Below are 17,188 nucleotides of genomic sequence, written 5' to 3'. Positions count from 1 at the left end.
GCCGTCGGCTGGAGGCAAGGTTTGCCCTGTGATGAATCGTTACATCAATGAAACAGATGACTCAGATCTCGAATTCGGACTGCAGCGCCGCCCGAACACAGTACAAAACACCCTCCGGCACTCGACCGACGAACAGTGAGGCAATCTCCGCAACCGGCGGCAACTCGCCCTCACCGTCGAGGAATGCGTCCTGGATTTCCCCCATCAAGTCTTCGGGCAGGTCCAGTGCCTGTTCCAACGACAATTGCTGCTTGCCAATCGCCTCGGCCAGCATCGTGTAAACGTTCTTTTCCGAGCATTGCAGCTGACCGGCGATTTGCAGCGGCGTCATGCCAGCCCGCGCCAGAGTAATCAGTTCGTGGCGCACATCGGCCACCACTTTTGGCGCCTCGACCTGGCCGCCAAGCACTTCGAGGAAGGCCTCGCCGTAACGCTCCAGCTTGCGTGCGCCGACGCCGCTGACCGTGGCCATTTCCGCCAGCGAGGTCGGCTGGCTGCGGAGCATTTCCAGCAATGTCGAGTCGGGGAAGATGACATAGGGCGGCACCCCATGCTCTTCGGCCAGCTTGCGACGTAGCGCACGCAAGGCTTCCCATTGTTCGCGCTCTTCGCCACGGACCAACTGACTCGCCTGGCTCTTGCTGCTTTTTGCCGTGGTTTGCGGCTTGAGATCGCGGCGCAGCTCCAGGGTCACTTCGCCCTTGAGCAGCGGGCGGCACGTATCGCTCAGACGCAGGCCGCCGTAGCCTTCAAGGTCGATATCCGCCAGACCACGAGCCACCAGCTGTCGGAACAGGGACCTCCATTCGCTCTCCCCCATCGCCTTGCCGACGCCGAAGACCGATAGATGCTGATGACCAAAATTGCGGACTTTTTCGTTGTCCTTGCCCAGCAGCACGTCTACCAAATGCCCCACGCCATAACGCTGGCCGGTGCGGTAGATCGCCGAGAGCGCCTGACGGGCCGGCTCGGTGGCGTCCCAGGTCTGTACGCCATCGACACAGTTGTCGCAGTGGCCGCACGGCTCGGGCATGTCTTCGTCGAAGTAGGCCAGCAGCGTCTGACGACGGCAGCGGGTCTCTTCGCAGAGCGAGAGCATGGCGTCGAGCTTGTGCTGTTCCAGACGTTTGTGGCGCTCGTCGCCTTCGGAGTTTTGCAGCATTTGCTTGAGCATCACCACGTCTTGCAGGCCGTAGGCCATCCAGGCATCCGCCGGCAGACCGTCACGGCCGCCGCGACCGGTTTCCTGGTAATAGGCCTCAAGGGATTTCGGCAAATCCAGGTGCGCGACAAAACGCACGTTAGGTTTGTCGATGCCCATGCCGAACGCCACGGTGGCGACCATGATCAGCCCTTCCTCGTTGAGGAAGCGCTTCTGGTGATGGGCGCGGGTGTCGTTGGGCAAGCCCGCGTGGTACGGCAGCGCCGGGAAACCTTGCTCGCTGAGGAATACCGCAACTTCGTCGACTTTCTTGCGCGACAGGCAATAGACGATGCCGGCATCGCTGCGACGCTCCGCGAGGAACGCCAGCAACTGCTTGCGCGGCTGCTCTTTGGGCACGATGCGATAAAAAATATTCGGCCGGTCGAAACTCGAGAGGAAGCGTTCGGCGTCCTGCAAATGCAGGCGATCGACGATTTCTTCGCGGGTGCGCTTGTCGGCGGTGGCGGTCAGGGCGATACGCGGCACGTTGGGGAACAATTGCGCCAACTGACCCAATTGCAGGTATTCGCGGCGGAAGTCGTGGCCCCATTGGGATACGCAATGCGCTTCGTCGATGGCGAACAGGGCAATTTCAAGGCTTTGCAGGAAAGCCAGCATCCGTGGCTGCACCAGACGCTCAGGAGCCAGATAGAGCATTTTCACTTCGCCACGCTTGATCCGCGCAGCGAGGTCGCGTTGCTGCTCGGCGCTCAGCGTGGAGTTCAACGCAGCCGCAGCGACGCCCAGCTCTTCGAGGGTGGCAACCTGGTCGTCCATCAAGGCGATCAGCGGCGACACCACCACCGCCAGGCCTTCGCGCAACAGCGCCGGCACCTGGAAGCACAATGACTTGCCGCCACCGGTAGGCATCAACACCAGGGCGTCGCCGCCACTGGCCACGCGCTCAATGATTGCACCCTGACGGCCACGGAAACTGTCGTAGCCGAAGATGTCCTTGAGGACGCGTTGAGCCTGTTCGAGCATAAAAACTCCAAAAATCACCGAAACATCCCTGCAAGGCTGGTTCAGAACCACGCAGGCTGCACTGACAAATCGTAAGTGCGCATTGCATGACGCTTCACATTTCAGCCGCGACGCCAGCAGGGCATCACAAAACGCGGGAGTATACCCGAGCGCCGTCCGGCAAAGGGCGCCACTGAGAAGACACACGTATGTCAAGGCAATAGAGAACCTGTGGGAGTGAGCTTGCTCGCGATGGCGGCGGCACATTCAACATTCATGTTGACTGACACTCAGCCATCGCGAGCAGGCTCGCTCCCACAGGGATTGAGGTGTTCCGCAAGGCCACAAGGGTGCAAATATCCCGCGCGGCTGGCCTGAGCGCTCAAGAAGGCCTAGAATTCGCGCATCTGTTTAATTCCCAAGGTAGCCCTTTAATGTCCTTCGCTGAGCAACTAACCCGCCTGCAAGTCTTCCTCGACGCCGACGAGCTGCATGACGAGGCGCTGGACTACGTGGCCGCCCACGGCTACCTCACTGCGCTGTCGATCTGTTCCGAAATCGTTCCCGACCGCGAATGGATCGACGCCCTCTTCGCTGAAGAGCCGCATTACGCCGACGACACCGAGCGTGAAGCGATTGAATCCACCCTTTTGGCCCTCAAGGCTCACATCGCTCGCCAACTGGCGTCCGATGAAGAGTTCGAGCTGCCCTGCGACCTGGACCTGGGCGAAGAGCCGGATGACTCCGACCTGCGCGGCTGGTGCATCGGTTTCATGGAAGGCGTGTTCCTGCGCGAAGAGGCCTGGTTTGAAACCGCCGAAGACGAAGTCAGCGAAATGCTGCTGCCGATCATGGTCGGTTCGGGCCTGTTCGACGAACAGCCTGAGTTCTCCGACATCGCGGCCGATGCCAACTTGATGGACGACATGATCGTGCAGATCCCGGAAGCCCTGACCGCGCTGTACTTGCTGTGCAACGCACCAGACGAAAAGCCGGCGATCCTCAAACCACGTCACCACTAAGATTTGCCTATGGATAACCCCATAGGCAACCGCTCCCTGATGTTGCGTTACGTGCTACTGGCCATCGGCTGGCTGAGCGTAGCGTTGGGGGTGATCGGGATTTTCCTGCCGGTGTTGCCCACCACGCCTTTCCTGCTGCTGGCGGCTGCCTGCTTCGCCCGCAGTTCGCCGCGGTTTTATCAGTGGCTGGTAGAGCATCCAAGGCTGGGCCCGTGGATTGGCGATTACCTCGACGGCAACGGCATCCCGCTCAGGGGCAAGGTCTACGCCATTGGGCTGATGTGGGCGAGCATCCTGTTCTCCTGCTACCTGGTACCCCTGCCCTGGGCACGCGGGTTCATGTTGACCAGCGCCGTGCTGGTGACGATCTACATCCTTCGACAAAAGACCCTGAAAACACCCCATTCCCTGTAGCAGCTGGCTGTTATAGACGGCGATCAGTCCGCGTACCAAACCGACGACCAACCCTCCCTCCCTGAAAACACCGCCTAGACTTCAAACTCTGTACCCGAGCAACCAAACATGCCCCGCCGCCTGCATAGTCCAGGATGGTCAAGGTCCCGACTTCAGTTCGGCGGATGGCTGCTGCTGACAAGTTTGCTGTTGTCCGGGGCAAGCAGTGCCTGGGCTAGCTGGTCCTTTACGCAGATTCTGCAAACCGCCGAACAACGCTACGGCTCTCTCGGTCCGGGACGGGGGCGAATCGAGGCCTGGAATCACATGCTGCAAGGCGAAGTCAACGCGCCTGAGCGCGAGCAACTGAACGCGGTCAATCGCTTCTTCAACCAGCAGTTGAGGTTTGAGGATGACATCCGCATCTGGTATCAGACCGAATACTGGGCCACGCCCGTCGAGACCTTGATCAAGGGGGCTGCCGATTGCGAGAACTTCGCCCTGGCGAAATATTTCAGCTTGCGCCACCTCGGGATTCCCAGCGAAAAACTGCGCTTCACCTACGTCAAAGCCCTGTCCCAGAACCAGGCGCACATGGTACTGACCTTCTACAGCAGCCCAACGGCCGATCCGCTGGTGCTGGACAACTTGTTCGGCGAAATCCGCCCCGCCTCCCAACGCAAAGACCTGTTACCGGTGTACGCCTTCAACGCTGAAGACCTGTACATGCCAGGCGCCCATGGCAAAAAACGCAGCAGCGACTTGAAAAAACTGTCGCGCTGGCAAGACGTACTGAAAAAGATGCAGGCCGAAGGATTCCCCGTAGGCGATGGCTAGCATCACGGCAAGGAGCATGTATGTCACTGCGCAAACAATTGTTTCTCGCTATTTGCCTGTTCTTGCTGGTGGCGTTCAGCGGCAGTTTTTTTATCAGCCTGGAAAGTACCCGCGACCAGACGGTCGGCCAACTCCGCTCGCACGCCCAGGACGCCGCCACCGCCCTGGGTTTGTCGTTGACCGCACAAATCGACGACCCGGCGATGATCGAGTTGATGGTCAGCTCGATTTTCGACAGCGGGTATTTCAACAGTATCCGCGTCGTCAACATCGTGGATGACCAAGTGCTGGTGGAGCGCACCGCACCGACGCGACTGGAAGCTGTCCCCGGCTGGTTCGAGAGTCTCGTCAACCTGCGCCCGGTAGGTGGCGATGCGTTGATCACGCGTGGCTGGGAACAAGTCGCACGGGTCGAAGTGTTGAGCAATCCGCAATTCGCACTGGCCAAACTTTGGGACAGCACCCTGGGCAGTCTGATCTGGTTATTGCTGTGCGGATTTCTCAGCGCAGCGTTCGGCGGCTGGCTGTTGCGCCGGCAGCTGCGCCCGCTCGACAGGATGGTCAAACAGGCTGAAGCCATCAGCAAACGCGAGTTTTTGAGCGTGCCTAAACTGCCTCGTACACCCGAATTGAGGCGGGTAGTGCTGGCGATGAACCAAATGGTCGAGAAACTCAAAGCGCTGTACACCGAAGAGGCGGCACGCAGTGAAAAACTACGCGCCGAGTCCTATCAGGACAGTCTCACGGGTCTGGCCAATCGGCGCTTGCTGGATGAGCAACTGGCCGATCAACTGCTGATCAGCGAACAAAGCAGCGATGGCCATGTGCTGATGCTGCGGATCAACGATCTGATCGGCCTCAACCAGCGAATGGGCGGCCAGCGCACCGATGCGCTGATCAGGACCGTGGGCGAACTGCTCAAGCGCCTGACCCAACTGCCGGAGCGGCGCACCTGGCTGCCGGCGCGCAATCGCGGCGGCGAATTCAGCCTGCTGACACCAGGCCTGGACAGCGAAGATGCCGTGCGCCTGGCGTGCGAAATCAGCGCGACACTGGAAAACCTGCGCCTGACCGGCGCCAGCGATTGCATGCCGGTGGCACATCTGGGCATCGTCGCCTACCACCCCGGCGAACCGGCCAGTCATGTGCTACTGCGCCTCGATCAGGCACTGACCCAGGCCCGGCAACACTCTGAGCGACCTTGGATACATCTGGAACATTTCGACACCACGTCAACCTCGGCCCAACACGACTGGAGTAACTGGATCGACGACGCGCTGACCCACGGCAAAATAAAGCTGTATTTCCAACCCGTCGTGCAGTGCGCCGACACCAGTCAGGTGCTGCATCATAAAGTCCTCGCGCGCTTGCTCGATCCTCAGGGCGAAGCGATTGCCGCCGGGCATTTCCTGCCATGGATCGAGCGCCTGGGTTGGTCGGCGCGATTCGACCGGGCCATGCTCGAAGCCACCCTCGATTACCTCGTCGTCAATCGTTGGCCGCTGGCGTTGAGCCTGTCGGGCAGCACCCTGCGCGATCACGCACAGCTGCAACACATCTTCGAGCTGCTCCAATCACTGCCCGAACTGGGGCCCCTGCTGACACTGGAAATAGACGAACGCCAACTGCCACCCCCTGAAGAACTTCAGCGCCTGAGCCACAGCCTGCTTAAAACGGGCTACCACATTGGCCTGCAACATTTTGGCGGCAGCTTCAGCCAAATCGGCAACCTGACTCAGCTGGGGCTGGCGTACTTGAAAATCGACGGCACTTATATCCGTGCCATCGACCAGTTCAGTGACAAACGGCTGTTCATCGACGCGATCTACAGGGCGACCAACAGCATTGATTTGCCGCTGATTGCGGAGATGGTCGAGACCAAAGGGGAGCTGGAGGTGATTAAGGCATTGGGATTGTTTGGGGTGATGGGCAGTTTGATCGGGCCACCTGAGCCGATGTGATTTTGTCGAATGAACAGCGTCGTCATCGATCAAAAGATCGCAGGCTGCGATCTTTTGACGTTCAAAACCGAAACAAAAAACCCGCCATCCCCTTTCATCGGGATGGCGGGTTTTTTCGTTTCAGATCACACCGTATCCACCTTCAACGAATGGTCATTGAGCATCCCGGTGATGATCGTCGCCGTGTCATGCCCCCCCGCAATCACCCCGCCAGCCCCTGGCGTGACGCCGTAATGGCTGGCCAGGTTCACACCCGCAAGGTCGATAGTCTGATTGGGCGCGGCACCGGCCATACTGCTGACGTCGATGCTGGTGACCAGCGTCGGGCCGCTGCCGGTGACTTTGAAATGCAAGTAGTCATCCAGCGAAGCTGCGGTGTTGTTCTCTCCTTGCAGCAGTTGCGAGAGGTCGAGTTTGTCAGTGCCCGGGGTGAAGTCGGTGACCACGTCGTGACCGCAGTTGCCTTGGCGCCACAGGAAAGTGTCGGCGCCACTGCCGCCGGTGAGGGTGTTGTTGCCCAGACCGCCTATCAGGAGATCATCGCCGCCCCCGCCCTTGAGTATGTCGTTGCCCAAACCACCATCGATGATGTTGTTGTTGTTATCACCGGTGAGGGTGTCGTTGAAGTGGGAACCTGTGAGGTTTTCAATCCCGGTCAAGGTATCGGTGCCGGCGCCGAGGGTGTTATGCGCAGTGAGCATACTCAGGTCGGCGGTGACGCCGGCCGTGGCATGCGCGTAACTTGCCGTGTCGTGACCGCCCCTGCCATCGAGCGGATCGTTGGCCGAACCACTGAACAGTAGGTCATGGCCGGCGCCACCGTGCATTTCGTTGTTGCCTGAGCCGGCAGTGAGCACGTGGTTGTCGTCGCCGGCATTGATGACGTTGTGGCCGGCGCCTGCCACCAGAGTGTGATCACCCGAGGTGCGGGTCAGAGTATGGCCCTCCTGATGGCTGATGGTCACACCCGCACTCTCGCTACCGCCATGGTTGTCGTTGGCAGTGTAGGTGCTGTGGTTGTCCGGGGTAAGGTCGTGTGCCCCGGCGTAGTTGACGGTCATGGTCAGTTGGTAGTTCTCGGCGCCCGTGGTGTTTTTGCCACTGGTGTCGGTGATGTTGGTGACGTGGATCTGGTAGGTGCCGTCGGCCGCCGCCGTGATGGTCCCCCCGTCTGGGATGGTGACGAACGCACCGCCGTTGAGCGAGTACTCCATGCTGATGTGACCGGCCCCCAGGTCGTGGTCCAGATTGAGGGTTTCACCTTGTTTCAGTTTTACGGTGATGAGGTCTTCATCGTTGGCGTTCGCATGAGTGACCGCGCCCAGGTAGCCACTGACCACCAGCACCGCCGTCATCGCTGCCGTATTGGCAGCAAACAAGTTGCGCACATCGGCCAGTGCCTGGTTGGCGGCGGTATTGTCGTTGCCGGCGAAATTGATCGCGCCGCAACCGACGAAGTCCGCGCCTTTGGCTACCAAACCGGTGTCGCACGTGGTCGGCGTCGCTGTCGGCGGATCGCAATTAACGTCGTGGTCGCCGACCGCTTTGATGCAGCTGTTGTTGACGTCGATGGTGATGGTGGTGGTGCTTTCGTCACCGTCACCATCGCGCAAGGTGTAGGTGAACGTGTCGCTCGCCCCCGGGCCGCTCACCGCGTTCGGGTTGCTGTGATACTCGGCATTGCCGTGGGCATCCAGCGTCAGGTAACCGTAGGTGCCGTTGATCTGGCTGTTCAGGCCGCCAGTGACCGGGGTCGAAGTGTCTGAGCCGGCGCGCACGCCGACCACCCCACCATCGGCCGCAAGGCCGTCGGCGCCGCTGACGTCGTTCCACAGCACGTTGCCAGTAACGATGCCACCCTCCGCGACCGAGGTCGAATCGGCATGGGCAGTCGGCACGTCATCGACGATGTTCACCACGATGGTACTGGTGACCACGTTACCCAGCGAATCGGTGGCGTGGTAGGTGAAGGTTTCGTTCAGGGTATTGGCCCCGTCGTTCGCGTGCGGCGTGGTGCTGGCCGGCGAGGTCAGGGTGTAGGTGTAGGTGCCGTTGGGGTTGAGCAGGATCTCGCCGTAGTGGCCAATGGCGCTGCCAACCAGGGTGTAGGTGATCGCGCCGCTGGCGCCGGTGACGGTACCGACCAGGGTGCCGGTGGCGGTTTCGCCGGTGCTGTTCGGATCGCTACCGGTGACCGTGCCGGCGGCGAGGTCCTGGCCGTCCTTGTTCAGGTCCAGGGCTTTTTCGAAGACCGTCACTTCGCTGTCGCCGACCGCTTTGATGCAGCTGTTGTGGACGTCGATGGTGACGGTGGTGGTGCTTTCGTCACCGTCGGCGTCGCGCAAGGTGTAGGTGAACGTGTCGCTCGCACCCGGGCCGCTCACCGCGTTCGGGTTGCTGTGATACTCGGCATTGCCGTGGGCATCCAGCGTCAGGTAACCGTAGGTGCCGTTGATCTGGCTGTTCAGCCCGCCAATGACCGAGGTCGAGGTGTCCGAGCCGGCGCGCACGCCGACCACCCCACCACCGGCCGCAAGGCCGTCGGCGCCGCCGACGTCGTTCCACAGCACGTTGCCCGTGACGACCCCGCCTTCCGCGACCGAGGCCACATCGGCATGGGCGGTCGGCACGTCATCGACGATGTTGACGTTGATTTGCCCGTGCGCGGTACTGCCGTCCTTATCGGTGGCGACGACGTCGAAGTTCTCGGTGATGCTGTTGGCACCGTTGCCAGTCGGATGCGTGTCGCTGTAGTTCAGGGTGTAGCTGTAGCTCACCACGCCCGTGACCGGGTTGTAACCGGTGACCGTGAAGGTGGCACCGTGGTCGGTGGCACCCGATTGCGGGAAGCCGGCTGCCACGCCGCCACTGATCACCGCCACGCCGCCTATGGTCAGGGTTTGCAGGCCATCCGGCGCGCTGACGGTGAAGGTGCCGGTCTGGGTCAGGGCCGGTGCGTTGGGCTCGCTGCCGTAGGTGAGGTTTTTCTCGTAGACGGTCAGCTCGCCGCCCTGGACGTCGAGGCCGTTGAGGGTCACCGGGCTGTTATGGACGTTCAGCTGCAAGGTAGCGGTGCTGGTGTCGCCGTCGGCATCGGTCAGGGTGTAGGTGAATTTCTCGGTGCCGTTGCCGCCGTCGTGCAACGCTTGAAAGTCCGCACTGCTGGTGTTCAGGGTGTAGGTGTACGTGCCGTTGGCATTGAGCACCAGGGTGCCGTAAGTGCCGGTGAAGGTGCCCGCCGTAATCGGTCCGGAGTCCGGCCCGGTCGGGACGCGATCTGCGCCTTGCACGTCGTTGGTCAACACATTGCCTTCGAGCGTCAGGGCCGTTGGCGTGGCGATGCCTGCGTTGCTGTCATCGACCGCTTTGGGCACGTCGTCGACGATGTTCACCACGATAGTGCTGGTGACCACGTTACCCAGCGAATCGGTGGCGTGGTAGGTGAAGGTTTCGTTCAGGGTGTTGGCCCCGTCGTTCGCGTGCGGCGTGGTGCTGGCCGGCGAGGTCAGGGTGTAGGTGTAGGTGCCGTTGGGGTTGAGCAGGATCTCGCCGTAGTGGCCAATGGCGCTGCCAACCAGGGTGTAGGTGATCGCGCCGCTGGCGCCGGTGACGGTACCGACCAGGGTGCCGGTGGCGGTTTCGCCGGTGCTGTTCGGATCGCTACCGGTGACCGTGCCGGCGGCGAGGTCCTGGCCGTCCTTGTTCAGGTCGAGGGCTTTTTCGAAGACCGTCACTTCGCTGTCGCCGACCGCTTTGATGCAGCTGTTGTTGACGTCGATGGTGATGGTGGTGGTGCTTTCGTCACCGTCACCATCGCGCAAGGTGTAGGTGAACGTGTCGCTCGCACCCGGGCCGCTCACCGCGTTCGGATTGCTGTGATACTCGGCGTTGCCGTGGGCATCCAGCGTCAGGTAACCGTAGGTGCCGTTGATCTGGCTGTTCAGGCCGCCAGTGACCGGGGTCGAAGTGTCTGAGCCGGCGCGCACGCCGACCACCCCACCACCGGCCGCAAGGCCATCGGCGCCGCTGACGTCGTTCCACAGCACGTTGCCAGTAACGATGCCACCCTCCGCGACCGAGGTCGAATCGGCATGGGCAGTCGGCACGTCATCGACGATGTTCACCACGATGGTACTGGTGACCACGTTACCCAGCGAATCGGTGGCGTGGTAGGTGAAGGTTTCGTTCAGGGTATTGGCCCCGTCGTTCGCGTGCGGCGTGGTGCTGGCCGGCGAGGTCAGGGTGTAGGTGTAGGTGCCGTTGGGGTTGAGCAGGATCTCGCCGTAGTGGCCAATGGCGCTGCCAACCAGGGTGTAGGTGATCGCGCCGCTGGCGCCGGTGACGGTACCGACCAGGGTGCCGGTGGCGGTTTCGCCGGTGCTGTTCGGATCGCTACCGGTGACCGTGCCGGCGGCGAGGTCCTGGCCGTCCTTGTTCAGGTCCAGGGCTTTTTCGAAGACCGTCACTTCGCTGTCGCCGACCGCTTTGATGCAGCTGTTGTGGACGTCGATGGTGACGGTGGTGGTGCTTTCGTCACCGTCGGCGTCGCGCAAGGTGTAGGTGAACGTGTCGCTCGCACCCGGGCCGCTCACCGCGTTCGGGTTGCTGTGATACTCGGCATTGCCGTGGGCATCCAGCGTCAGGTAACCGTAGGTGCCGTTGATCTGGCTGTTCAGCCCGCCAATGACCGAGGTCGAGGTGTCCGAGCCGGCGCGCACGCCGACCACCCCACCACCGGCCGCAAGGCCGTCGGCGCCGCCGACGTCGTTCCACAGCACGTTGCCCGTGACGACCCCGCCTTCCGCGACCGAGGCCACATCGGCATGGGCGGTCGGCACGTCATCGACGATGTTGACGTTGATTTGCCCGTGCGCGGTACTGCCGTCCTTATCGGTGGCGACGACGTCGAAGTTCTCGGTGATGCTGTTGGCACCGTTGCCAGTCGGATGCGTGTCGCTGTAGTTCAGGGTGTAGCTGTAGCTCACCACGCCCGTGACCGGGTTGTAACCGGTGACCGTGAAGGTGGCACCGTGGTCGGTGGCACCCGATTGCGGGAAGCCGGCTGCCACGCCGCCACTGATCACCGCCACGCCGCCTATGGTCAGGGTTTGCAGGCCATCCGGCGCGCTGACGGTGAAGGTGCCGGTCTGGGTCAGGGCCGGTGCGTTGGGCTCGCTGCCGTAGGTGAGGTTTTTCTCGTAGACGGTCAGCTCGCCGCCCTGGACGTCGAGGCCGTTGAGGGTCACCGGGCTGTTATGGACGTTCAGCTGCAAGGTAGCGGTGCTGGTGTCGCCGTCGGCATCGGTCAGGGTGTAGGTGAATTTCTCGGTGCCGTTGCCGCCGTCGTGCAACGCTTGAAAGTCCGCACTGCTGGTGTTCAGGGTGTAGGTGTACGTGCCGTTGGCATTGAGCACCAGGGTGCCGTAAGTGCCGGTGAAGGTGCCCGCCGTAATCGGTCCGGAGTCCGGCCCGGTCGGGACGCGATCTGCGCCTTGCACGTCGTTGGTCAACACATTGCCTTCGAGCGTCAGGGCCGTTGGCGTGGCGATGCCTGCGTTGCTGTCATCGACCGCTTTGGGCACGTCGTCGGTGATGTTCACCACGATAGTGCTGGTGACCACGTTACCCAGCGAATCGGTGGCGTGGTAGGTGAAGGTTTCGTTCAGGGTGTTGGCCCCGTCGTTCGCGTGCGGCGTGGTGCTGGCCGGCGAGGTCAGGGTGTAGGTGTAGGTGCCGTTGGGGTTGAGCAGGATCTCGCCGTAGTGGCCAATGGCGCTGCCAACCAGGGTGTAGGTGATCGCGCCGCTGGCGCCGGTGACGGTACCGACCAGGGTGCCGGTGGCGGTTTCGCCGGTGCTGTTCGGATCGCTACCGGTGACCGTGCCGGCGGCGAGGTCCTGGCCGTCCTTGTTCAGGTCGAGGGCTTTTTCGAAGACCGTCACTTCGCTGTCGCCGACCGCTTTGATGCAGCTGTTGTTGACGTCGATGGTGATGGTGGTGGTGCTTTCGTCACCGTCACCATCGCGCAAGGTGTAGGTGAACGTGTCGCTCGCACCCGGGCCGCTCACCGCGTTCGGATTGCTGTGATACTCGGCGTTGCCGTGGGCATCCAGCGTCAGGTAACCGTAGGTGCCGTTGATCTGGCTGTTCAGGCCGCCAGTGACCGGGGTCGAAGTGTCTGAGCCGGCGCGCACGCCGACCACCCCACCACCGGCCGCAAGGCCATCGGCGCCGCTGACGTCGTTCCACAGCACGTTGCCAGTAACGATGCCACCCTCCGCGACCGAGGTCGAATCGGCATGGGCAGTCGGCACGTCATCGACGATGTTCACCACGATGGTACTGGTGACCACGTTACCCAGCGAATCGGTGGCGTGGTAGGTGAAGGTTTCGTTCAGGGTGTTGGCCCCGTCGTTCGCGTGCGGCGTGGTGCTGGCCGGCGAGGTCAGGGTGTAGGTGTAGGTGCCGTTGGGGTTGAGCAGGATCTCGCCGTAGTGGCCAATGGCGCTGCCAACCAGGGTGTAGGTGATCGCGCCGCTGGCGCCGGTGACGGTACCGACCAGGGTGCCGGTGGCGGTTTCGCCGGTGCTGTTCGGATCGCTACCGGTGACCGTGCCGGCGGCGAGGTCCTGGCCGTCCTTGTTCAGGTCCAGGGCTTTTTCGAAGACCGTCACTTCGCTGTCGCCGACCGCTTTGATGCAGCTGTTGTGGACGTCGATGGTGACGGTGGTGGTGCTTTCGTCACCGTCGGCGTCGCGCAAGGTGTAGGTGAACGTGTCGCTCGCACCCGGGCCGCTCACCGCGTTCGGGTTGCTGTGATACTCGGCATTGCCGTGGGCATCCAGCGTCAGGTAACCGTAGGTGCCGTTGATCTGGCTGTTCAGCCCGCCAATGACCGAGGTCGAGGTGTCCGAGCCGGCGCGCACGCCGACCACCCCACCACCGGCCGCAAGGCCGTCGGCGCCGCCGACGTCGTTCCACAGCACGTTGCCCGTGACGACCCCGCCTTCCGCGACCGAGGCCACATCGGCATGGGCGGTCGGCACGTCATCGACGATGTTGACGTTGATTTGCCCGTGCGCGGTACTGCCGTCCTTATCGGTGGCGACGACGTCGAAGTTCTCGGTGATGCTGTTGGCACCGTTGCCAGTCGGATGCGTGTCGCTGTAGTTCAGGGTGTAGCTGTAGCTCACCACGCCCGTGACCGGGTTGTAACCGGTGACCGTGAAGGTGGCACCGTGGTCGGTGGCACCCGATTGCGGGAAGCCGGCTGCCACGCCGCCACTGATCACCGCCACGCCGCCTATGGTCAGGGTTTGCAGGCCATCCGGCGCGCTGACGGTGAAGGTGCCGGTCTGGGTCAGGGCCGGTGCGTTGGGCTCGCTGCCGTAGGTGAGGTTTTTCTCGTAGACGGTCAGCTCGCCGCCCTGGACGTCGAGGCCGTTGAGGGTCACCGGGCTGTTATGGACGTTCAGCTGCAAGGTAGCGGTGCTGGTGTCGCCGTCGGCATCGGTCAGGGTGTAGGTGAATTTCTCGGTGCCGTTGCCGCCGTCGTGCAACGCTTGAAAGTCCGCACTGCTGGTGTTCAGGGTGTAGGTGTACGTGCCGTTGGCATTGAGCACCAGGGTGCCGTAAGTGCCGGTGAAGGTGCCCGCCGTAATCGGTCCGGAGTCCGGCCCGGTCGGGACGCGATCTGCGCCTTGCACGTCGTTGGTCAACACATTGCCTTCGAGCGTCAGGGCCGTTGGCGTGGCGATGCCTGCGTTGCTGTCATCGACCGCTTTGGGCACGTCGTCGGTGATGTTGATATCCAGCGACCCGGTGGCAGTATCACCGTTGCGATCTCCGGCCACCACGCTGAATTGTTCGCTGAGGTTGTTCGCGCCGTCACCGGCCGAATGGGTTTCGTTGCCGTTGAGCGTGTAGCTGTAACTCACCACCCCGGTCGCCGGGTTGTAGCCGGTGACGGTCAGGGTATTGCCCAACTGAGTTGTGATCGAATGTGGGAAGCCTGCGGACACACCGCCGCTGATCACACTGATGCCGCCGATGTTGAGGGTCAGCAAACCGTCAGGGGCCGCCACGGTGAAGGTGCCGCTTTGGGTCAGGGCCGAAGGATTGCTGGCCGAGCCATTGGGCAGATTGGCCTCGTTGAGGGTCAACTCATCGCCGAGACCGCCGAGGGTGACCGGATGGTTGACCACAACCGGTGGCACCACGCTTGGCACCACTTCTGGTATCACACCTGGCACCACTTCTGGTACCACACCTGGCACCACTTCTGGCACCGCGCCTGCAACCACGACCGCCGCCGGGGTGTTGCCGTTGATATCGGCGTTGTGGTGCTCTACAGGGAATTCAGGAATGCCGCCAAACCCGGCCGTAGGAAAACCGATCGTAGGATCGATGTGCCCACCCACTTCTTCCAGCATCACAAAACTGTGACCGCCGCCCAATGCGCCACCGGGGGCCCCGGTCGCATCAGGCCCCGCCGCCGTGGCTTCGCCGGTCTGGGTCGGGTCGGCGCCCGCTGCGATGGCTTTTTGCAGTTGCTGGACATCGGTCAGTTGCGCTTCGCTCGGCGTGACCGCTTCAGTTGCGTCTGCGTGTGGCGTCTGATGCGCAAGCAGCTGCGAATTCATTTGCAGATTGCTGTCGCGCCCGAGCGTCAGTTCCTGGCCATTTTGCAGATGCACCGCCACTGCGCCTTCAGCCCCGGTAACCAGTTGATCGCTGGCGAACAACCGGTCCCCCTCGATCAAGGCGCGGCGGGTGCCATCGCTCGCGACTGCGAACACCTGACCAATGACCTTACTGACGATACCGATGAGCGTTGCCATGTGCATTTCCTCCGCTGCCAACTGCTGTCGGCGTCCTGTTTTTTGCGAAGATCGTGCTCATGGCTCAAGCAGGTTGCCCGGCAAGTCGTCTTCCCCCAGGGGCGCAGTTTTTTGAAGTCAACCGCAACCCTGGCGACGTCCTCGCCAAACGTGTCACTCGCGGACTGCTTGTCCGGTTGGGATAAAACCCTACGCAATCAATGGCATCGGGATCCACTTTCCAAAACAACTTGCCCTGCGAGCAATGCGTAACGGTTCTGAAGCACCACCGTGACAGAAAACCGTCACTCAAAACCCGTTCCGCTTCCCTCCCCTCCAGCACTTCTCCGCCCTATGTCGATAAGTAGATGGAACTTTCCTTAACCCCTCAGGAGCTCCCTAAGGCTCGTAAATCAAGGGCTTTCGAATTGAACAATGTGCTGGAAATTGTAGAGCGCATAAGTTTTTTTTGAAATAAGCTTATGAATATTAGTTCTTAGGTTTTCTCTAGAATGTTCTTAGCTCTGTTGTTACAAGCTTGAAACGATTTTACCTATAAATGCCGTCAAATAATTGGCGACTTATAATGTACCTTTAGGATTTCAGGGAGATACACCCATGCGGCATTTGACCCCCCTATGCAGTGCGATTCTGCTGGCCATGGCCTGTGCGTCTCCGGTTCAAGCCATGTCTTTGACAGAGGCGATCCAGAGCACCATCGCGACGCACCCGGAGCTGGCGTCGCGCGTGGACAGCCGCCTCTCGGCCGATGAGGAAGTGAAAGTCGCCAAGGGGGGCTTCTATCCGTCGGTTGATCTCAATGCCTCTTACGGGCGCGGGTACAGCGATAACACCAATACCCGTGCCCTAGGCAATAACCACACCGAAACCCTGAACTACACCCTATCGGAATTGCGCCTGCGGCAGATGCTCTTCGATGGTTTCCATACGTCCAACGAAGTCGAACGCACCAAAGGCGTGGTCAACTCCCGGGCCTATTACGCTCAGGGCACCGCTCAGGACCTGGCCCTGCGCACCATTGAGGTCTATCTCGAAGTGCTCAAGCGCCGTGAACTCGTGACCCTGGCCAAGAACAACCTGCAAGCTCACCTGCGAGTCAACGACCAGATCGGCCTGCGTACACAACGTGGCATCGGCAGCCACGCCGACGCCGATCAGTCGGCTGCTCGCCGGGCACTGGCGCAGAACAACCTCGACACCGCCGAAGTCGATCTGGCCGACGCCGAATCGAATTTCTCCGCCGTCGTGGGGCGCCTGCCCGATGAACTCGAAACACCGCCTTCGACCCGCGGCGAAGTGCCTGCCACCCTGCAAGAAGCCCAGCAAAGCATGGTGGATAACAATCCGTACCTGAAATCCGCCCAGGCTGATGTGCAATCGGCCGAGAGCCAGTACGAGGTCGCCAAGTCGCCGTTCTACCCGCGTCTCGACGGCGAAGCCGCGGTGGGGGCGAACAACAACGTGCAGGGTGACATAGGCCGCGACAACGAATGGCGGGTCGGCGTCGTGTTGAACTACAACCTGTTCCGCGGTGGCAGCGACAAGGCACGCCTGGCCTCCGATGCACACCAGATCAACCAGGCGATGGACATCCGCAACAACGCCCTGCGCCAACTCAACGAGAATATCCACCTGGCCTGGAACGCCATGGTCAATGCGAAAAAACAAACCCCGACCGCCCGCGAATACGCAGAGACCAGTAAACGCGTAAGGGCGGCGTATCAGGATCAGTTCGGCCTTGGCCAACGAACCCTTCTCGACCTGCTGGACAGTGAAAACGAACTCTATAATGCCAACCGCCGCTACACCGAAGTGCTCTACACCGAGGAATACTCGATGTACCGCGTGCTGGCAAACATGGGACAGTTGCTGAGCAAACAACGAGTAGTGCTGCCCGCCGATGCGATCGCCCAGACCGAAGTGAAAAACGAAGCCCGGTTGCCGGAACTGAAGTAGCGCAATGGAGTG

At 61.5% G+C, this 17,188-nt stretch carries 7 protein-coding genes; 5 read left to right on the top strand and 2 right to left on the bottom strand.

The genetic code is table 11. The annotated features are described in order from the left end of the window. Positions 1-61: 61 nt before the first annotated feature. The gene (gene recQ, locus AC1MDT_RS00300) at positions 62-2,188 is read right to left on the bottom strand and encodes a DNA helicase RecQ (RefSeq protein WP_480420175.1); all 2,127 of its coding nucleotides are present in this window, start codon (positions 2,186-2,188) and stop codon (positions 62-64) included. A gap of 413 nt (positions 2,189-2,601) precedes the next feature. Here recQ and AC1MDT_RS00295 point away from each other — a divergent pair, with 413 nt between their 5' ends. From AC1MDT_RS00295 to lapD, 4 genes are all read left to right on the top strand, one after another. Next, positions 2,602-3,189 (top strand): UPF0149 family protein, encoded by a 588-nt coding sequence (locus AC1MDT_RS00295; protein ID WP_480420174.1) that lies wholly within the window; start codon positions 2,602-2,604, stop codon positions 3,187-3,189. A gap of 9 nt (positions 3,190-3,198) precedes the next feature. Continuing rightward, positions 3,199-3,603 carry a YbaN family protein gene (locus AC1MDT_RS00290; RefSeq protein ID WP_480420173.1) on the top strand — a complete coding sequence of 135 codons (405 nt, stop codon included), beginning with the start codon at positions 3,199-3,201 and terminating at the stop codon, positions 3,601-3,603. A 108-nt stretch (positions 3,604-3,711) separates the two neighbouring features. Continuing rightward, on the top strand, positions 3,712-4,419 hold the full coding sequence (gene lapG / locus AC1MDT_RS00285) for a cysteine protease LapG (RefSeq protein WP_480420172.1): 708 nt from the start codon (positions 3,712-3,714) through the stop codon (positions 4,417-4,419). Between the two features lie 20 nt (positions 4,420-4,439). Continuing rightward, entirely contained in the window at positions 4,440-6,380 is a 1,941-nt protein-coding gene (lapD, locus tag AC1MDT_RS00280; protein WP_480420171.1) for a cyclic di-GMP receptor LapD, read from the top strand. Between the two features lie 125 nt (positions 6,381-6,505). Here the strand turns inward: lapD and AC1MDT_RS00275 are convergent, their stop codons facing one another. After that, on the bottom strand, positions 6,506-15,220 hold the full coding sequence (locus tag AC1MDT_RS00275) for a retention module-containing protein (RefSeq protein ID WP_480420170.1): 8,715 nt from the start codon (positions 15,218-15,220) through the stop codon (positions 6,506-6,508). Positions 15,221-15,817: 597 nt separating this feature from the next. Here AC1MDT_RS00275 and AC1MDT_RS00270 point away from each other — a divergent pair. Continuing rightward, complete coding sequence (locus AC1MDT_RS00270; protein WP_480420169.1) at positions 15,818-17,176, top strand: TolC family outer membrane protein; 1,359 nt, start codon at positions 15,818-15,820, stop codon at positions 17,174-17,176. Positions 17,177-17,188 lie beyond the last annotated feature (12 nt).

This window comes from Pseudomonas sp. ASL7 (assembly GCF_056680375.1).
The sequence above is the reverse complement of the archived record's forward strand: the minus strand, read 5'-3'. Positions and strand labels throughout refer to the sequence as shown.